A 16,233-nucleotide genomic window follows, 5' to 3' on the forward strand; every position below is an offset into this window, starting at 1 on the left:
AGATTACGTCTGGCGTAATAATCTTAAGCTGGGATCCGGAAAATACCGCTCATTACGTACAGTCGATACCGCTTTGTACAAAAAACAGTCTTAGCGTGGGATAATTTCCGTTTTCCAAGCGGACCCCAGGTTCAGCAGTTTTGCTGCAGCTGATTGTGTCAGGAGTTTGTCGCAGACTTGCTGCAGCACGGGAATACGGTTCAGTTCTTTCTGGCTCATGGTCACCAACATAGACGCTCCGGATTGTCTGCCTGTGAAAACAGACTAACCGAAAGACGACATTTTAACTTTGGTAAAACACGACATTATCGTTTTGCGCTGACATACCAAGTGCGGATAACAAAGATTATGTTAAATAAAATAATAAAGTCGTATAAATTCAATTGATTATATCTACACCTATTCCTTTCCACCCTGCCCACACGACTTTCTGTTATGGCCGCTTAAGAAACAGTGTCCGCTCCTAGATCTGCGATGCTGTGAAACCGTGGTGGATATAGAAGCGTTTGGCTTCATCAGTCATATATGAACCATAATGAGCTGCGGCTGACCCATAGTGCAAAACAGACCTGCCTCTCGCTGTCCCTGTAGCGTGCCTGCAGGTCCCGGCCCCATCCGCGCAGGCGTTCAGTTCCTTTTTGCCAGCACATCCTGCAGCATGGCTTTGTCGAAACTCAAATCGGCAACAAGCTTCTTCAGCCTGAGGATGCGCATGTGATTCAGTTCTGAAGGGGAAATTCTGCCGCATTTCTTGCTCCACGTATAGAACGTGGCATCGGAAACACCCAGCTTACGGCAGACCTCAGGCACCGGCGTCCCCAGTTCGGCCTGCTTCAGGGCAAAAACAATCAGCTCTTCGGTGAATCGTGACTTTTTCATCGGCACCACATCCGTTCAGGAAGTGTACAGCATGCCGGAATTCTATTTCTGAATGGAGCAGGATTTCGGGGCAGGGATAAAGGGTAAAATCCTTGTGCCATGGAGACATCTGGATTCTAGTGACCATGTCAGATGAAGAACTAAGCCGGGTTAATATCATTCAGTCGGCTGTTGAAAAACGTATGCTCCGGCGTGATGCTGCGCGTCAGTTGAATCTGACTGAACGCCAGACTCACAGCGTCTGATGAACTGCTTTCGTGAGGCTGGTGCAGCAGGGCTTGTGAGTCTTCGCAGTGGACGGCCCGGAAACCACCGGCTTCACGTATCGCTCAGGCTGCGTGTGTTATCGCTTCTACATGATTTCTACAGCGATTTTGATCAGAATCTCGCGGCTGAGAAATTACGCGAACGTCACAGCATTACCGTATCAGCTGAAACACTTATAAATTGGATGACGATCGATGGCCTCTGGTTTCCGTATTCAGTATTTTTTGTATTAAATTATGTTTTTTTCGTGAAATAAATATACCATTGTTGCTGAAAATTAGCATTTTTTTGGCGCTCCATTTACACCAATTCACTTAACTTTTCAAGTTTATAAAAAAACAATTTATTTTTTGCCATTCAATCGAAAAGAGGTGATGATTAAATCGAATTTATGGTCATCAATTTAAAATTGAACCTGATATGGTTGCGTGCGGAATTTATTTATATATTCACTGGGTGTAGGGATCATCAAAATAAACTCATTGAATTTTTTAGAGTTAAATTCCGGTTATCCACTTGGTAGTGGTGAAGTGCGCATAGAAAAAATGTATCTTTTATTTCTCTTCCATTAGCAAACATTTTATTACAAGAGCGCGAGATAATAATAATTTTTTATCTTTTGAATTGGTTTCAAAGAAGGATCTGTAAATGATTAACTATAAATATTTATCAGCATACTCACTTTTTTTACTCGGCTCCTCTCTTTTACTTGCCTCACATCAATCACTTGCTGAGCTAATAGTTTCAAACGTTGAAATTGAAAAGGTTAACGAGGGTAATTATAACGTTTCTGGTCACGCTGAGTGGCCTTCTGTTTCTAACCCAACCGGCACCACAGCGTGGACGAACATTGATACTGCCGCGCGCATATACCCTGCCGATACTAGTGCGTTCGGTTTTACTTCGGCATCTCCAGTTGTTACTATCCCACGCTATACTGGATCATCCCAGCACTACACGAATGCTGAACTATATCAAAAATTCATTTCACAAATAGGAACGTCTTTTAATTTTACAATGACAGGGTTGAGCGGTTCACCTTCAGCCATCTGTATGAAATATAACTCTGAGACTATGGGTAGTGCTATTTTGGATTGTAGTGGGTCAATAGCACCGACTGTAACTTGCGATTTTACTATGCCTAATATTCTTCTTGATCATGGGGAATTACCAGTTAACGAAATAAATGGGAATTCAACTCAATCTGAGCTTAATATATCTTGTACCGGTGACGCAACTATATCAATTGGCACAAGCGGTACTGGTCTCATGAATGGAACAAATCAAATCACATCTAGTTTGTTCATTCAAGGAAAGCAAATCACCTCCTCTAATCCTATTGAGCTCACAGTTGGTCAAAGTAATAGTTTGATAATATCATCAACCCTACATACTGATGGCTCTGCCCCAGAGCCTGGAGAGAAGACTGGCAGTTATATACTCACTATCACAGTTTTATGACAAGGTTCTATTCATTTATTGTTATGATTCCAAGTCTTCTTACTATTGGTAAGTAATTAACATTGAATTTTGATATGTCATCGCTGCATGAACCTAGGTAAGCAAAACACCTTCGCTTGTAAAAAAATGCCATATCGGTAATGACGTTGGATTTGGCATTTATCAGTTTATTACACCTGATAATATCTTTTTCAATAAGTAGCTAAATGACATTAATCGACCATATTTTTTATACTACAAACCCTCTCGTAAATGCATAGAGGCTCGCCCTCTCCTCGCCAGAAGAATTTATATAATAATTAAGACCTTACATTGAATCGTAATGCCTAATGTTACATGGTCGCACTGGCAGGTGTCTAGTCTGCTAACGGATTTCAGCTCGGGTTCCCCGGACCTAAAACCCGCAGCAGATATTAACGGAACCTAGGCCCAGAGAATGATGAACCACTTCCGTGAGCCTGGCGCTTTAGGACTTGTATAAATAAAACAACCTAAAAAATTGAGGTTTAATGGATCGCTTGCTTATACTAATCACCCATGCCATTAAGTAGAATTAGAAATTTCTTTTCCATATCTTTTAATATTATCAAGTATTCTTCAGGTGTACATTTTATACCTGATGCGGCCAGATAGTTCCTGGCTAGCTCTTTTGCATGTTGTGTTTTAATTTGTGATTTCAACATATACTACTCCAAAATAATTAACTACTATTAAAATACCCACATCAATTAATAAATCAAAATCCGTGCGGGAGTTTTTTTATATCAACAAGATACCCTCCGGAACGCAGCGCAATGTACCCACCCTGATTTAGGGCGGAGATGACATTCAGTATACTGCTACGGGATAAAAATGTTCTCTCCTGAATATAATCCAGTATTTTTATGTTCATTCTAACATCTTCATTGTACCCAATATAAAGTTCTTCCAGGCAGTTTTTTATAGTACCATAGGCTTTTGAATGCATCAGCCTGGCATCTCTGTAGCATAAATAATTAATATGAAACGAAAGCAAAATTACTACATCTTGCCAAAGACACTTTTCATCAAGGATTTCAATGGCTCTTTTAGTTGTTATTTTATATACAACAGATGGTTTATCCACACGCAAATATGTTTTGGAGAATCCTGGTTGGAAATATTCAGCAAACCCTAGTACATGTTGTTGACCCACACGTGAAATCAATACATTACTATCCCCCTTCATAATGGAGAGGCCGCCTTCGTCCAGTATATAAATATAGCTAACTTCAGAATCAATCCAGTTCAATTTCTGCCCTGTCATTAAAAAAATTTTATCGCTATGAGGCTTGAGAGACTTTATTATTTTAGATATATTTTTAATTGGTTTAACACATTCCATATAGTTCATAATCCACCTATTCAAAAAAAACAATTAAAGCTTCCCCCCTATCATTTTTGCCGTTATTAATACGCTCAATTTTGACGTGGAATAAATATTAAAGAGGCAATAGTATCGAAGTGTAGTTTTTATGCGGTGACCCGTTGAGTTAGGCTTATGTTTACGGAGCATATCATATGCGCTGCGCCATGCTTAACACGCACACCTTTAAGCAGCCAGGACGAACTGTTTATCAGTTTAATTTATGGGGGTTGTGATAGTAAACAATTAGCCCAGTTTAATTTTAAACTATTGCAGGCGAAATCAAACATTGATTTATTAACAAAAAATATAATATAATAAATCTGAATGCTACATTACCTTGCGCATTTTAAACAAACATCAATGATTGCTTGTTACGATTTCGGTCTTTTTATAGGCTATTTTGTGGATGCTTTTTTATTATTTACTGCGCTTGAAATTAACAGCTCAACATTTGATCGGTCATTAATATCAGTTGAGCAATGCCGGAAATTCGACAGACTATCTTTTTTTTAAATTAAGAATTTGACGATTCAATTCGAAAGCATCTAAAGACATACTAATTTTAATTGGAGGTTATTCTGGATGAAGTCTTTCTATTATCCTTTCCAGCTCGAATACTCTCTGAAATCAATTTTCAGCACTATTCCATTGTTTTGGGATGGAGTTATGTCGATCATAATAATATCTGCTGTGTTAGTGGCCATGGTTGGTGTTGTGTTATATTTTAGGTATTGCAAAACAACGCTAATTGATGAGTTTAAAGAAGCGTTGGACACTAATGCTATTATTCCTTATTATCAACCGATTGTTAATGGTACAACGGGAGAAATTCATGGTGTTGAGGTCCTTGTGCGCTGGATACATCCAACTAAAGGGATTATTCCCCCAGATGTATTTATACCGATAGCAGAAAAAAATGTACTGATAATTACATTGACACAGTACATTATGCGAAATGTAAAAAATGACCTCATCACTTTATCTTACTGGATGCCTGATGAGTTACATATTGGAATTAACGTTAGTGTGACTTATTTGAAGTCAGCACATTTGGAACAAGATTGTTTAGATTTCATTAATTCATTTGGTCACAAAAAAATTAATCTTGTGCTTGAAGTTACTGAGAGAGAACCTATTCATATAACAAAAGAAGATGTTATTCAGTTGAGTACACTAAAATCCAAAGGGGTAAAACTGGCACTTGATGATTTTGGAACAGGTTACTCAGGGTTATCATGTCTAATTAATCCTATTTTTGACATCATAAAAATTGATAAGGTTTTTGTCAGCTTGATAGACTCTGAACCTAAGCTATGCTGCATTGTTAATTGTATTATAGAACTTACAAAGAAAATGTCGGTAATCGTCGTAGCTGAGGGAGTTGAAACACGGAATCAAGCCCACTATCTAACTGACATGGGGGTTGATCTTTTACAAGGTTATTTTTTCACTCCTCCTTTAAAACTGATTGATTTAGCCAATATAATGTATGGAAAACACTCTACATCGGAATAATAGATTGTACACAGACAGATTATTATGAATTCAGAATTTTTTTACAAATGATGTATCTGGTAAGATTCCCCCCCCCAATTTTCAATTAAAAGAGTGGTATTAATTATGCTTGAATATTTTGCATTAGGTATTTTGATTTTTGTTGCTTTGATTTTGTTTTACGGGATTATTATTATACACGACATCCCTTATAAGATCGCAAAAAAAAGAAATCATCCGCATCAAGATGCCATCCATGTAACCGGTTGGGTGAGCCTATTTACTCTTCATATAATCTGGCCATTTTTATGGATATGGGCAACGATCTATAGAGCAGAATGTGGGTGGGGAATTGCAACCCATAATTCAAAGGAAGAACATGAAATAACTACACTAGCCCATTCGTTGCAAGAATTGCTCGCAAGAGTTGATAACCTTGAAAAAAACAAATAATAAATTGAGGGTTTTATGGACTTATTATTAATTTTAACTTATTCGGCAATTTGTTTTGCTTTTTTTAAAATTTTCCGCGTTCCACTTAATAAATGGACTGTCCCTACTGCTGCTCTGGGAGGAATTGCGATTATTTCTACTTTAATCATATTGATGAATTTCAACCACCCATATTCTGAAATGGCTCGCAACTATTACATCTCTACACCAATCGTTCCTCTTGTTAAGGGGCGTGTAGAAGAAGTAAAGGTGACAAATAATCAGAAGGTACACAAAGGAGATGTTTTATTCAGGCTAGATCCCGAACCTTTCAAACAACAGGTCGCAAGCCTGCAAGCTCAGCTTCGCTCAGAACGAAGCAGCAGCAAATCTGTAGAAGCTCGCCTCAGGTCTGCAAAACTCGATCTTGGGAGGATTAAAGATTTAGTCAGTAAAGGTGTAGGTGTAAAAAGGGAATTGGATATTAATATTGCGAATGTAAATGATTTGTTAGCACAAGCAGAAGTACAAAATGCAAAAACAGATCAGGTCGCAGCCCAGTTGCGAAATGCGGAATATGAGTTACAGCAAACGGTCGTTTATGCTCCAGGCGATGGTTACGTTTTACAATTGGCCCTACGTCCTGGGATGATAGCCACCCCATATCTCTATCGTCCAACGATGACATTTGTCCATGAAGATGAAGACTACTATATTGGCTGGTTTTGGCAAAACAGTATGCAGCGCCTGGCGGTTGATGATGAAGCCGAAGTGGTAATTGATGGCGTGCCAGGTAAGGTTTTTAAAGGGAAGGTCAAAGCTGTAGCCCAGGCTATAGCCGCAGGCAATGTACAGGCAAATACCGCATTACTTGATCAAACGACAGCTCAACAGGCTGGCAGGGTTTCGGTTTCGATAGAAATTATCGATCCAGAGTGGAAAAAATATCAGGTTGTCGCAGGGGCAAGCGGACAGGCTGCCATTTATACTCATCATTTTAGCCACGTCTCTGTGATGAGAAAGATATTGTTACGAATGGCCAGTTGGCTTAACTATATATTCCCGTTCCACTAACACAGGTGCTATATATTATTACACAGCGTTTAAGCTATCTGTGGAAGTATTCAATACCGCTTTCCAGGTGTTTATCATTATTGACCGTTAATAAAAGATGATTGCCATACCCATCGGTTAGATACAAACAAGTAAGCGCCCCTGATGGGGCGTTGACTATTCTGCCTGTAATAGAGGTAAAGAGACAGCGTTTGCACTATTCCCAGTTGCAGCTTTCTGACTCATTGATTTAATTGAACTGGGACCAATTTTTCTCCGCTACCCATCATATTGTTGGTAGTCACGCTCAGTCTCCTCTTTCACCCGAGAATACTTTGGGCTGAAAACGCGGATCGTCAGGAAAAAAACCGTAAGCCTGTGTTTGCCATTGTTCCGCCAGAGGGGTAACGCCTCTGGCTCGCAGTATCTGCATCTGTCGGGCATAAACTTCCCGATCTATGTGTACCGCTGAATAGTTCTGCGCCCATACAGAATATGAATCCAGACGAGATGGATCGCGGTCATGGTTAAATGCCAGCAATGATGCTACTTGGGCATCAAACATTGCCCTCTCTGACAGCAGCCAGGGATTGATACTCCAGCCAGGCATTTCCTCCTCAAACTGTTGATTCTCAAATCGCCACAACAGCCACCCGCTGTATCCTCCTGTAGTCGTAAAAAACAGGGTTGCACACATCACAATAGTCAGGCCTCTCCGACAGATAAGGCTCTGGGTGAACGAGAGAGATATCAATTGCTGCTGTTGAGTCAACTTTTTATCCCAGAGAGCCAGCAATAGAATAAATACGCCCCAGTGAAGAGCAGACAGATAAAATGGATATTCCGTTTGTGTATGCATCAATAATGGAAGAAGGCACAATCCGAGGCCTATGCCGTTCGTATATCCAACATAATCAGCATGCATATCCCGCCGAACAGCCCTTAGGAACAGCCATAGTCCACACAGAGTGAAGATTATCATCCCCGTTAATGCAATCAGTCCTCCCTCTGCCCAGCGATATAGGTATTCATTATGAGGATGTGTCACTACTCCAAGCCCCAGTGTGGAGTCTCCGTGCGCCAGTCGGAAATGTTGGAAGTTATACTCAAAACCACCGTACCCCCAACCCAGCCAAGGACGAGACAGGATCATATTTAACGTTTCCCGGAGCATCGCTATGCGAGCAAGGTTAGAACCTTCATGTGTCAGCGGAGTTGAAAAGCTATTCCGAAGACACAGCACGCCAATAATAATACCACTAACAAGTAAAGCCACTGCGACCAGTGTGTGCCGGGGGGCCCGTCTCACGCCTAACAGTAACAACAATACTACTGTTCCCCCTCCCAACCATCCAATACGGGACTGCTGTATCACCAGCAATACGGGACACAATACCATAGAAGCCATTAGGCCATAACGATACACAGACCTAATACAGATCGTTGCAGGTTTAAACGCTGCCGTCAGGTACAGTAATACCGCTATCGCCAAACCTGTCGCAGTAAAACTTGCCAGCAGATTAACCTGTTGAAAGACACCTCCAGAGCGCATCATCTTATCCTGAGGATAGATCAGTAATTCGCATAACGTGTTCGGCCATGCTTGCTGCCAGAGCACTAAAATCGTCTGCAACAAAGCAACGGAAACAACCCATAATAATACACACTGAGTTCGCTCTGGCGACCACGTTATCTGCAGAATACAGACATAAAACACCATACCTGCAACTAACCCCAGTAATGGCCACAATGCCTCTGCCTGCCAGGCAGATGAAGTAAAAAATAAGGGGATCCACAATAGGATGATCGATAAAAAGATCCAAATACTAACAGGGGTAATAACAATACGTACGTGCCGAGCCCTCCATAAAGCCATCAGTGAAAAAATGCTAATTATTCCCCATGCTATAGCAGTCTGTGGCAAGTTTCGTCCCGTACCGCCAGCATTGCCAATATGCACCTGAAGAATAAATAGGGAAAAAATAAAAAAATATCGATTCAATGGATGTAATGATTTCATCCTATCGCCTGTTTCACATTAATATTAATGATATTATAAATAGCACCACTGCTATACACGCATAAATAAACTTAACAACATAAAATACTTTCAGCATCATGAGTGAATTAGTCATTTGCACTGAAAAATTGCATGCCTGTTATTTAATTAAATCATCGCGCATATAATTACCGCAATAAAACTTTCGCAGCGAAGTTAACTGCATGGGCCAATACTAGATGTGCGTTATCTCTAATGTCGCTTACTAAGGCGTCGTTGCTAAGCCCGACTGACGAATCTAGCCAAGGATAAGTTTCTGGCGAAACTATCGTGTTAATGACAGTACTAATTCGTGTGCGCCCTGCGCCAATGGAGGAGGTTGACGCAACACCGAGGCTTGGCCTGCCACCTGAGATGTATGTCCCTCCTCAGACTTATCATTCTGCTCTGACGAAGGGCCTCTCGGTCACTGCCCCTATTCCCCCTGCCCAATCATTTTACTCGTTACAAGACAGTCAGAACCAATACATAGGATCCCTCCCCCCCGCCAGGCATAGCGTTCCCTCCTTCGGTCACAAGAGTGGATCTTAATGGATATGAAGCGATCCCTGAAACAGGCAAGTCGACACTACGTCCAGTTCCTAGTGACGCACCGTTAACTGACAATTGACTAGTGATATTCGATCCGGGCAGTTGCCCCGACCCGTCGGTTCCAACCCGTACGGTCGCATCTCCAGTGCAGGTAATGGAAAGCTGGTTCTCTGCATTCGAGCCGTTCACTCCATCAGCAGCCAGGGTCCCGTGGTCCAGCAGTAAGGAGGGGGTGTCAAATGAGCATGTTATGGAGGGTTGGGTATTCACGTTACTGCAATCTATTTCACCAATCTTCCCTGCCCACGTCTGATTGCCTTTATCCCAGAGAACCATGCAAACTCTATTAGTTTGCGTTCCTTGATGGACGCTGTACACAACATTGAAACTGGACCCACTCAAGGATACCCACTTGTTATATAAAAACGCAGGGTCGATAGGCCCTACAGGAATCTCCGAAGCGTAAAAACTCATCGAATGCCCAGTGAATGAATTCGCGGGGTCGTTCCCATGAGTCCTGATTTCAAGTTGAATGTACCCTCCTGTGTTGATACAGCCAGACACGCACTGTGTTGGCGGGGAAACCCATTCAACAGGAGTCCTCGATTCGATATCTTGACCAGAGGGCCAGTAGCTCGGCGTCCCGGCATAAAGAGCCGCTGTGCACCCATACTCCACATTCCTGTCAATACTACGGCGCACCATACTGTTATGCGATACATTTATGTCTCCAAAGCTATGTAGTGTCATTCTCGAATGCCCCCGGCCGGTCAAGATACTTCAGCCCACAGCATCCGGTGGTTGAGCTCTTTCAACATAAGTTGACTGGTAAGCACCTGAAGGGCGGTTTTTCGGAAAATCAGTCGTATATACAGTTCAATATATCCTCTACTCATAATCCAAGCTGAACGTCGCCGTGGCCGTAAACGGCCCTAGCGCAATACTCTGGTTGGATATTGCCGCTGGCTCACCTCGGACATATGCCCGCAGAGGTATCATATTGTTCCCAGCCTGAAGAGAAAATTTGTCCATCGCCTGGTTCAGCAGCACTGGCTTTGCATCCGGCGTCTCCAGACCAATAGCTATTCCGTTCGCTTCGTTCCCCGTATCAACCGCCAGGAGACCTGGCAAGGAGATACTTTCTGTCCCGGAAAACGTCACTCTTACCGTTTTCCCCAGAATCAGATCACACTCAGTCAGGTGGATACTGAACGGCTGCCCCGGGGTACGCGTATTCAGGTACAGGTATTTGTCGACAATCGTGCCAAAATCCAGAGATATTTCTTCTTCACCTGGTGGAATCACACAAGGCTCCGCCACCAGGGCACCATGAAGATGTACATTATTCTCTGCCGCCAGAGCACTGCCAAATAACAGCACCAGGCTCATAAGCACTCCTCTTACCACTACCGACAAACTTGGTAAGGTCGGGACTGGGAAATGATTTTCCCCTCTGACGTGCCTCATATCGACATTCCTCATTGATAGCTTGCATGCAATGTTGCCAACGCTTCGAATGTGCCTTCCTTTAGGGTGGCACCATCCCGTTTCACCGGTACCGCCTCTAGCCGGGGAGGTGTGCTTAAGTCGATACTCAGCGTGCTGTTCGGCGTAAACGGTTTATCATTTTGATATATTCGGATACCCAGATCAGGTTGGTCGCTCTGCAGAGCCTGCGTATCAAACGTAGTTGCCGCCCCACTCAGGCTCAGACTCAGTGCAAAGCCGCTTTCCTCGCCCTCACAGGTAATCTGGTAGTTCACTGGTATCCGGTAGTTCACCCCATCCACCTTGCTCACCCCTACCCGGTCTCCGAAGTCCACATCCACCTGCTGATCGTCGTTAATCACACAGGGGGGCGGTGCTATCAGCGTCCCGTGAAAGGTCATATCGGCCTCACCGTCCACTGACCACGCTGTTGACCAGGCGCTCATCAGGGCAACCAGCAAAGCAATGTTGACCGTGCTTATTCTGTTCATACCTGTCTCCCCGTTACCGGTAATCAACCCGCATTGTGGCTGCTGCACTGAACTCCCCGGTCGTTAAGGTCACGCCGCTCTTTTTAACTGGGATCGCCCACAGTTCAGGTGCATTCGGGTAGGTAAAGGGCACCCAAGTATTGATCGGCAGGTCTGCACCCACTCGCATCAGTTTAATACCAAGCCCGTCTTTATTGGTCTGCAGCACCGTGCTATCAAACACCGCACCGGCCCCCTGAACCTCAAGCTGCATAGAATTGTCAGAGCCTGTTTCGCAGGACAGGGTGTAGTTCACCGGCATCTGGTAGTTCATCCCATCGACTTTGGTGGTCATCACATCACCAAACTCCACCTCTATTGGTCGATTGTTATTGACAATGCACGGTGGTGGGGCAACAACGGTGACTTTCACTGTGACAGTGGTCACAGCCTCAGCCAGGACTGGCAAAATCAGTATCAGCCCCCCAATAACAAGTCGTTGTGTCCGGAGCCACATACCCCTGCTCTCGTTGTCTGTCATAGTATTCTTTCCCTCAGTCATAGCTCAGGTGAAAATTCACCCGGGCCTGATAACTGCCCGCAACCAGGTCTTCACGAGTACGCTCCGGCATCACGGTATAGCTCAGCATGTTTTGCCCCGGCTGCAGCAGCAAGGGAACTCCCCGGCTACCCAGACGCACATCACGCCCCTGCTCATCTTCCAGTCTCAGACCTATGCCGCTCACGCCCTGTGCCTTTACCAGCGCCGGATTATCCGCATCGCGTACTGCGTTGAAGCTTACCGACACCACAGGCTGTTCGCTGGCACGGCTCAAAGACCCAGTGCGTATATCCCGGCTGGCAACCCCGCTGTGTAGACAGTCTTCCAGACGTAAGTCGACCCGTACCGGAGTTCCTCTGGCTCCCGGAACCTGCAACCGTCCGGTCCCTACCTCACCCAGAAGTACGTCCTGGTGTACACTGTTCATCTCCAGACGACAGGCGCTTTCTGTCAGGGCACCAGAGATATACAGCGTTCCGTTGGCCCCCTCGACATCGGCATTATCAACCGCCTCTGCTGGAGGTAAAGACAAGGCCAGCCCCCCCAGCGTTAGCAGCTTCAGCAGCGCTATGCAGTACGCTTTCACATAATCACGCCAGGTCATCGACTGGGCAGCGTGAAGATGAGATGCTCCTGTGTTCTCTGTCATGTCCGCTCTCCTTAATTATTCCTTCTACCCGTGATCTGCCATCGTATTCTCGGTACCACTTGCACCAATAAATATGTCTTAATGCAATACCGTGTGCGGTGCGACCGCTACTGTCTACCACTACGATTTCTTGTCCGGAATAACCTTGCAGGTGCTACCACTGCAACTAAAGCTCAGCTGCGGACGGCCACCATAGTCATTAACGTATGTCAGGACGGGGCCATTCCCCACTGCGGTAGCACTCACCGTCAGCGGCAGACTTGCTTTCGGTGCTATCATCATCGGCTCAAAGCCCTTGATACCAGGCCCCTTACTGCTGCCCGCGTCCACAATGGTCACATAATACGGCGTCGAATTATTAACCAGGTATTTATCCCCCTGACGCGTCAGGGTCAGCTGTTCCTGTGGGGGGGGTGCATTTTTATCTATCGCAATAGCAGTCGGACGGTAAAAAAGCTTGATGCGCGTCTGCAGAGCAATCTGTAGCGTGTTTGGCTTAGTGCTCTTTGGCGGAATTTCCCGCAGGTTGAAATAGTAAAGTGACTCTTTATCCTGGGATAGCTGTTTCGCTGCTGTAAGTGCCTGAATTTTCACTTGGCTCGGTTTTCCTGGCTCTATACGCTGAACCGGTGGAAGGACTGTCAGCGGACTCTGGATTTTATTGCCCTCCTCATCTTCCATCCAACCCTGCGCCAGGTAGGGCAGCTGTTTGTTCTGGTTGCTGATGTTCAGGCTCACTGACGATTGGCTGCCATCAAAGATAACCCGAGTTCGGTCAAGAGCTATTGCCGCCTGTGATGAAGGGACAATCAGTAATCCCGACAGAGCGACCGTCAGGGCTACCGTGTTCATCATTTCTTTCATTATTCACTCTCACTATCACATTTAGATTATTATTCCCGCCACAGCGGGTGGGCGTGACGGGTATCAAGGGTAAAGCGAACTACGATTTCGCCTCATCCGCTGCCTGTTTTACCGGGTGACACGGCAACAGCAGAGTGTTCATCAGCATGTCAGCAGGCAGTGGAGACGGTATTTTCACCTCACACTGACCCTCACCGTTCCAGAGCACCGTCATCACCTCCCCCGCATTGATACCGCTTAGGTACACGCTGCCACCGTCATTGACGATTCCGGTCTCCTGTTTACGAGTGTTCTGTACTGTGGCTCCAAACGGCGGTTCACTCCCCCCCGCAAGCTTAATTACCGCCATAGCCTTATCACCGGCAACCACATCAAATTTACGGTAACCAATAGCCCCCTCGGTCAGGGTCGCCTGTACCACAGAGGTGGTCGCTTCCGCCTTATCTCCCAGCTGATTCAGATCAATACTGGCTTTATTACGGTAATAGCTGTTCATATCCCCGATAACTGCCTTACCCCAGGCATTGGTGTTCGTGGTACGTCCGTAACCACGAACCGGCACATCCTCCACGCCGTCGGTATCAATCAACATTCTCGTCCCACCAACCATCCCGGTGCGGTGCATAGCGCCACCCTGTGGTGTCAGCGTCATCCCTCCCTGGGCGCTCAGACCCACCGCGCTGTAATTCTCGGCCTGATAACTCGCATTGGCACTGAGACGAGCAATATCGCCCTCCCGGGTGTAATACCCGCTGGCACTTCCACCACTGCGCGAGGCCCCAGCGCTAAGTTGATAGGTACTACGGTCGTCAAGTCGGTCAAAATAGCTCATGGTGTGCGTGGTGTCGTCCCGGTTCACCGTGGCGTTATAGCTTAGTGTCCCGCCGCTTCCCCATGGCATCGACAGGGAAATATAAGCTCCGTCATCGTTGGTGTCGTTGTACTGACTCCGGTATGCCGACAGGGACAGACTAAGATTACGGAGCCGGCCGATATCGAAATACTGCGACAGTGTCAGGTTGTAGCGGTCACTAGCCGGACGGTCCCAATACGTCTCGTGGTTGTAGTTGAGATATGCACTCATCTTCCAGTCACGGATGCTCTTGTTAAAGGTGACTGTATACATCTCCTTACCGTTACCACTCAGGTAGCCGTAATGCCGCGCATCCAGATACTGGCTCATACTCATAAAATCCTTCTCCGAGAAGCGGTAGCCGGCAAAAGTTACCTGGCTTTCATACTCGTCAAAGTTCTTCGAATAGCTCAGTCGGTATGATCCGCCACTCAGCGTACTGTCCTCCTGTGGCAAACGGGCACGTGACTGAGTGGCGTCAAGTGACAACGCTCCAAGCATCATCAGGTCACGGCCAATCCCCATCGACAGGGCGTTATAGTCCCGTCCTGCAAGCGCCCCGCCGTATAATGACCAGCCGTTGCTTACCCCCCAGGAGAATTCTCCGGTAGCAAATTCTGGCCCTTCCGTATGGTGTTCAAAGTCCGACGGTTTACCCGCCGCCAATTTGAAACGCACCGAACCTGGTCGAGTCAGGTACGGGATATTCGCGGTGTTGACGGTGAACACCTGAACGCTACCATCCTGCTCTTCCACCCGGACATCCAGTTGCCCACTTACTGCATCGTTGATGTCTTGAATACGGAACGGCCCTGCCGCAACGGTGGTCTCGTATAGCACCCGTCCCTGCTGGCTGACAGTGATCTTCGCATTGGTTTTCGCCACCCCTGTCACTTCCGGGGCATATCCTCTCAGGTTCGGCGGTAACATATTGTCATCCGACACCAGGCTCGCCCCGGAAAATCGGAAGCTGTCAAACATCCCAGAGTCCAGATAGTTTTCACCAAGCGTCAACTTTGAGCGTAGGGAGGGTATTGCCCGGTACAGGTAGTAACGGGTCCAGTCCATCTGTTTGTTGGTTGACTGTCCGCTCCCTGTCTGGTGGTCAAGGTTAGCCTGCCAGTCAGCCCTCAGGCGCCAGGCTCCCAAATTAGCTCCGGCAGTCCCGTTTCCGCTGAGGTTGTAACTGTTACTGCTGTCATGTTGCTGACGCTGTGTTCGACCATTCAGGTTGTAATCGAATAACAGCCCGGGAATGCCTTCATCCCAGCGGGCTGGTGAGTCCCAGTTCTCGTCTGTATATTCCAAGAAAGCCTGGGGAATATTCAGGTACAACGATGAGGTTGCCAGGTCACCCCGAACTTCCATCCCCGATATATTGAGCTCATCCAGACACTCCCCATGGTGCCACCAAGTAAACCTGTCAATTTCACCCTCTTTAAAACCTAACTGCTCTGCCAACGCCCGACTAATGCAAGCTCGACTGCCGTTCGGATCCTCATCCGGGGCATAAAATGAAATTTGCTGCTCCGGCAGGTCATTCTTATTGATGTGTACCGTCATGCCGTAAGTGCCAGGCATTATGTACCCGCCATGGGAAAACTGGCTCAGGTCGATATTATTTCGGTCATTTAAATCCAGTACATCAGTATTAAACTGGATATCCTCGGCCGCAAGGGCCACCGATATCGGGATACCCAGAACCAGAGAAATACACAGCCCCAGAGACTGAAGACGGACTATTTTTCCTGCCGCAGGCAATCCCATATCGTGATCCTGTTAAT

At 45.7% G+C, this 16,233-nt stretch carries 14 protein-coding genes and 2 pseudogenes; 5 read left to right on the forward strand and 11 right to left on the reverse strand.

Annotation, left to right across the window (positions count from 1 at the left end):
- Positions 1 to 90: 90 nt before the first annotated feature.
- Together AC6EMZ_RS23000 and AC6EMZ_RS23005 are read right to left on the reverse strand one after the other, a co-directional pair.
- Positions 91 to 231 (reverse strand): hypothetical protein, encoded by a 141-nt coding sequence (locus AC6EMZ_RS23000; RefSeq protein WP_498405146.1) that lies wholly within the window; start codon positions 229 to 231, stop codon positions 91 to 93.
- A gap of 402 nt (positions 232 to 633) precedes the next feature.
- Positions 634 to 879, reverse strand: a pseudogene (locus tag AC6EMZ_RS23005) (transposase); the annotation flags it as partial.
- Between the two features lie 113 nt (positions 880 to 992).
- Between AC6EMZ_RS23005 and AC6EMZ_RS23010 the strand changes: the two are divergent.
- A pseudogene (locus tag AC6EMZ_RS23010) lies at positions 993 to 1,363 on the forward strand (helix-turn-helix domain-containing protein); the annotation flags it as partial.
- A gap of 431 nt (positions 1,364 to 1,794) precedes the next feature.
- The gene (locus tag AC6EMZ_RS23015) at positions 1,795 to 2,607 is read left to right on the forward strand and encodes an MrpH family fimbial adhesin (RefSeq protein ID WP_498405147.1); all 813 of its coding nucleotides are present in this window, start codon (positions 1,795 to 1,797) and stop codon (positions 2,605 to 2,607) included.
- A 736-nt stretch (positions 2,608 to 3,343) separates the two neighbouring features.
- On the opposite strand, the gene AC6EMZ_RS23020 is transcribed toward AC6EMZ_RS23015, so the two are convergent.
- Positions 3,344 to 3,979, reverse strand: a complete 636-nt coding sequence (locus AC6EMZ_RS23020) for a helix-turn-helix domain-containing protein (protein WP_498405148.1) — start codon at positions 3,977 to 3,979, stop codon at positions 3,344 to 3,346.
- A gap of 597 nt (positions 3,980 to 4,576) precedes the next feature.
- Here AC6EMZ_RS23020 and AC6EMZ_RS23025 point away from each other — a divergent pair.
- The 3 genes from AC6EMZ_RS23025 (at position 4,577) to AC6EMZ_RS23035 (ending at position 6,994) form a co-directional block, all read left to right on the forward strand.
- Complete coding sequence (locus AC6EMZ_RS23025; RefSeq protein ID WP_498405149.1) at positions 4,577 to 5,509, forward strand: EAL domain-containing protein; 933 nt, start codon at positions 4,577 to 4,579, stop codon at positions 5,507 to 5,509.
- Positions 5,510 to 5,611: 102 nt separating this feature from the next.
- Positions 5,612 to 5,941, forward strand: coding sequence for a DUF3302 domain-containing protein (locus AC6EMZ_RS23030; protein ID WP_498405167.1), 330 nt, complete (start codon positions 5,612 to 5,614; stop codon positions 5,939 to 5,941).
- Positions 5,942 to 5,956: 15 nt separating this feature from the next.
- On the forward strand, positions 5,957 to 6,994 hold the full coding sequence (locus AC6EMZ_RS23035; RefSeq protein ID WP_498405150.1) for an HlyD family secretion protein: 1,038 nt from the start codon (positions 5,957 to 5,959) through the stop codon (positions 6,992 to 6,994).
- Positions 6,995 to 7,280: 286 nt separating this feature from the next.
- Here the strand turns inward: AC6EMZ_RS23035 and AC6EMZ_RS23040 are convergent, their stop codons facing one another.
- The 8 genes from AC6EMZ_RS23040 to AC6EMZ_RS23075 all read right to left on the reverse strand — a co-directional run bounded on the left by AC6EMZ_RS23040 (position 7,281) and on the right by AC6EMZ_RS23075 (position 16,216).
- Complete coding sequence (locus tag AC6EMZ_RS23040) at positions 7,281 to 8,993, reverse strand: PglL family O-oligosaccharyltransferase (RefSeq protein ID WP_498405151.1); 1,713 nt, start codon at positions 8,991 to 8,993, stop codon at positions 7,281 to 7,283.
- 483 nt (positions 8,994 to 9,476) lie between these two features.
- Positions 9,477 to 10,313 carry an MrpH family fimbial adhesin gene (locus AC6EMZ_RS23045; protein WP_498405152.1) on the reverse strand — a complete coding sequence of 279 codons (837 nt, stop codon included), beginning with the start codon at positions 10,311 to 10,313 and terminating at the stop codon, positions 9,477 to 9,479.
- A 138-nt stretch (positions 10,314 to 10,451) separates the two neighbouring features.
- On the reverse strand, positions 10,452 to 10,952 hold the full coding sequence (locus AC6EMZ_RS23050) for a fimbrial protein (RefSeq protein ID WP_498405154.1): 501 nt from the start codon (positions 10,950 to 10,952) through the stop codon (positions 10,452 to 10,454).
- 89 nt (positions 10,953 to 11,041) lie between these two features.
- Positions 11,042 to 11,497 carry a fimbrial protein gene (locus AC6EMZ_RS23055; protein WP_498405168.1) on the reverse strand — a complete coding sequence of 152 codons (456 nt, stop codon included), beginning with the start codon at positions 11,495 to 11,497 and terminating at the stop codon, positions 11,042 to 11,044.
- A 58-nt stretch (positions 11,498 to 11,555) separates the two neighbouring features.
- On the reverse strand, positions 11,556 to 11,969 hold the full coding sequence (locus tag AC6EMZ_RS23060) for a fimbrial protein (protein ID WP_498405155.1): 414 nt from the start codon (positions 11,967 to 11,969) through the stop codon (positions 11,556 to 11,558).
- 106 nt (positions 11,970 to 12,075) lie between these two features.
- The gene (locus tag AC6EMZ_RS23065) at positions 12,076 to 12,687 is read right to left on the reverse strand and encodes a fimbrial protein (protein WP_498405169.1); all 612 of its coding nucleotides are present in this window, start codon (positions 12,685 to 12,687) and stop codon (positions 12,076 to 12,078) included.
- Between the two features lie 165 nt (positions 12,688 to 12,852).
- A complete protein-coding gene (locus tag AC6EMZ_RS23070) occupies positions 12,853 to 13,587 on the reverse strand; it encodes a fimbria/pilus periplasmic chaperone (protein WP_498405170.1) in 735 nt (244 codons plus the stop codon).
- Between the two features lie 88 nt (positions 13,588 to 13,675).
- Positions 13,676 to 16,216: an outer membrane usher protein gene (locus AC6EMZ_RS23075; protein WP_498405156.1), complete on the reverse strand. Its 2,541-nt coding sequence runs from the start codon at positions 16,214 to 16,216 to the stop codon at positions 13,676 to 13,678.
- Positions 16,217 to 16,233: the final 17 nt, after the last annotated feature.

It is taken from the genome of Enterobacter sp. SCRI0065, assembly GCF_059766475.1.

Coding starts and splice junctions, on each gene's coding strand:
- AC6EMZ_RS23025 (WP_498405149.1), top strand. CDS start 4,577: ATGAAGTCTTTCTATTATCCTTTCCAGCTCGAATACTCTCTGAAATCA.
- AC6EMZ_RS23000 (WP_498405146.1), bottom strand. CDS start 231: ATGTTGGTGACCATGAGCCAGAAAGAACTGAACCGTATTCCCGTGCTG.
- AC6EMZ_RS23050 (WP_498405154.1), bottom strand. CDS start 10,952: ATGAGCCTGGTGCTGTTATTTGGCAGTGCTCTGGCGGCAGAGAATAAT.
- AC6EMZ_RS23070 (WP_498405170.1), bottom strand. CDS start 13,587: ATGATGAACACGGTAGCCCTGACGGTCGCTCTGTCGGGATTACTGATT.
- AC6EMZ_RS23015 (WP_498405147.1), top strand. CDS start 1,795: ATGATTAACTATAAATATTTATCAGCATACTCACTTTTTTTACTCGGC.
- AC6EMZ_RS23055 (WP_498405168.1), bottom strand. CDS start 11,497: ATGAGCGCCTGGTCAACAGCGTGGTCAGTGGACGGTGAGGCCGATATG.
- AC6EMZ_RS23045 (WP_498405152.1), bottom strand. CDS start 10,313: ATGACACTACATAGCTTTGGAGACATAAATGTATCGCATAACAGTATG.
- AC6EMZ_RS23035 (WP_498405150.1), top strand. CDS start 5,957: ATGGACTTATTATTAATTTTAACTTATTCGGCAATTTGTTTTGCTTTT.
- AC6EMZ_RS23040 (WP_498405151.1), bottom strand. CDS start 8,993: ATGAAATCATTACATCCATTGAATCGATATTTTTTTATTTTTTCCCTA.
- AC6EMZ_RS23075 (WP_498405156.1), bottom strand. CDS start 16,216: ATGGGATTGCCTGCGGCAGGAAAAATAGTCCGTCTTCAGTCTCTGGGG.
- AC6EMZ_RS23020 (WP_498405148.1), bottom strand. CDS start 3,979: ATGAACTATATGGAATGTGTTAAACCAATTAAAAATATATCTAAAATA.
- AC6EMZ_RS23065 (WP_498405169.1), bottom strand. CDS start 12,687: ATGACCTGGCGTGATTATGTGAAAGCGTACTGCATAGCGCTGCTGAAG.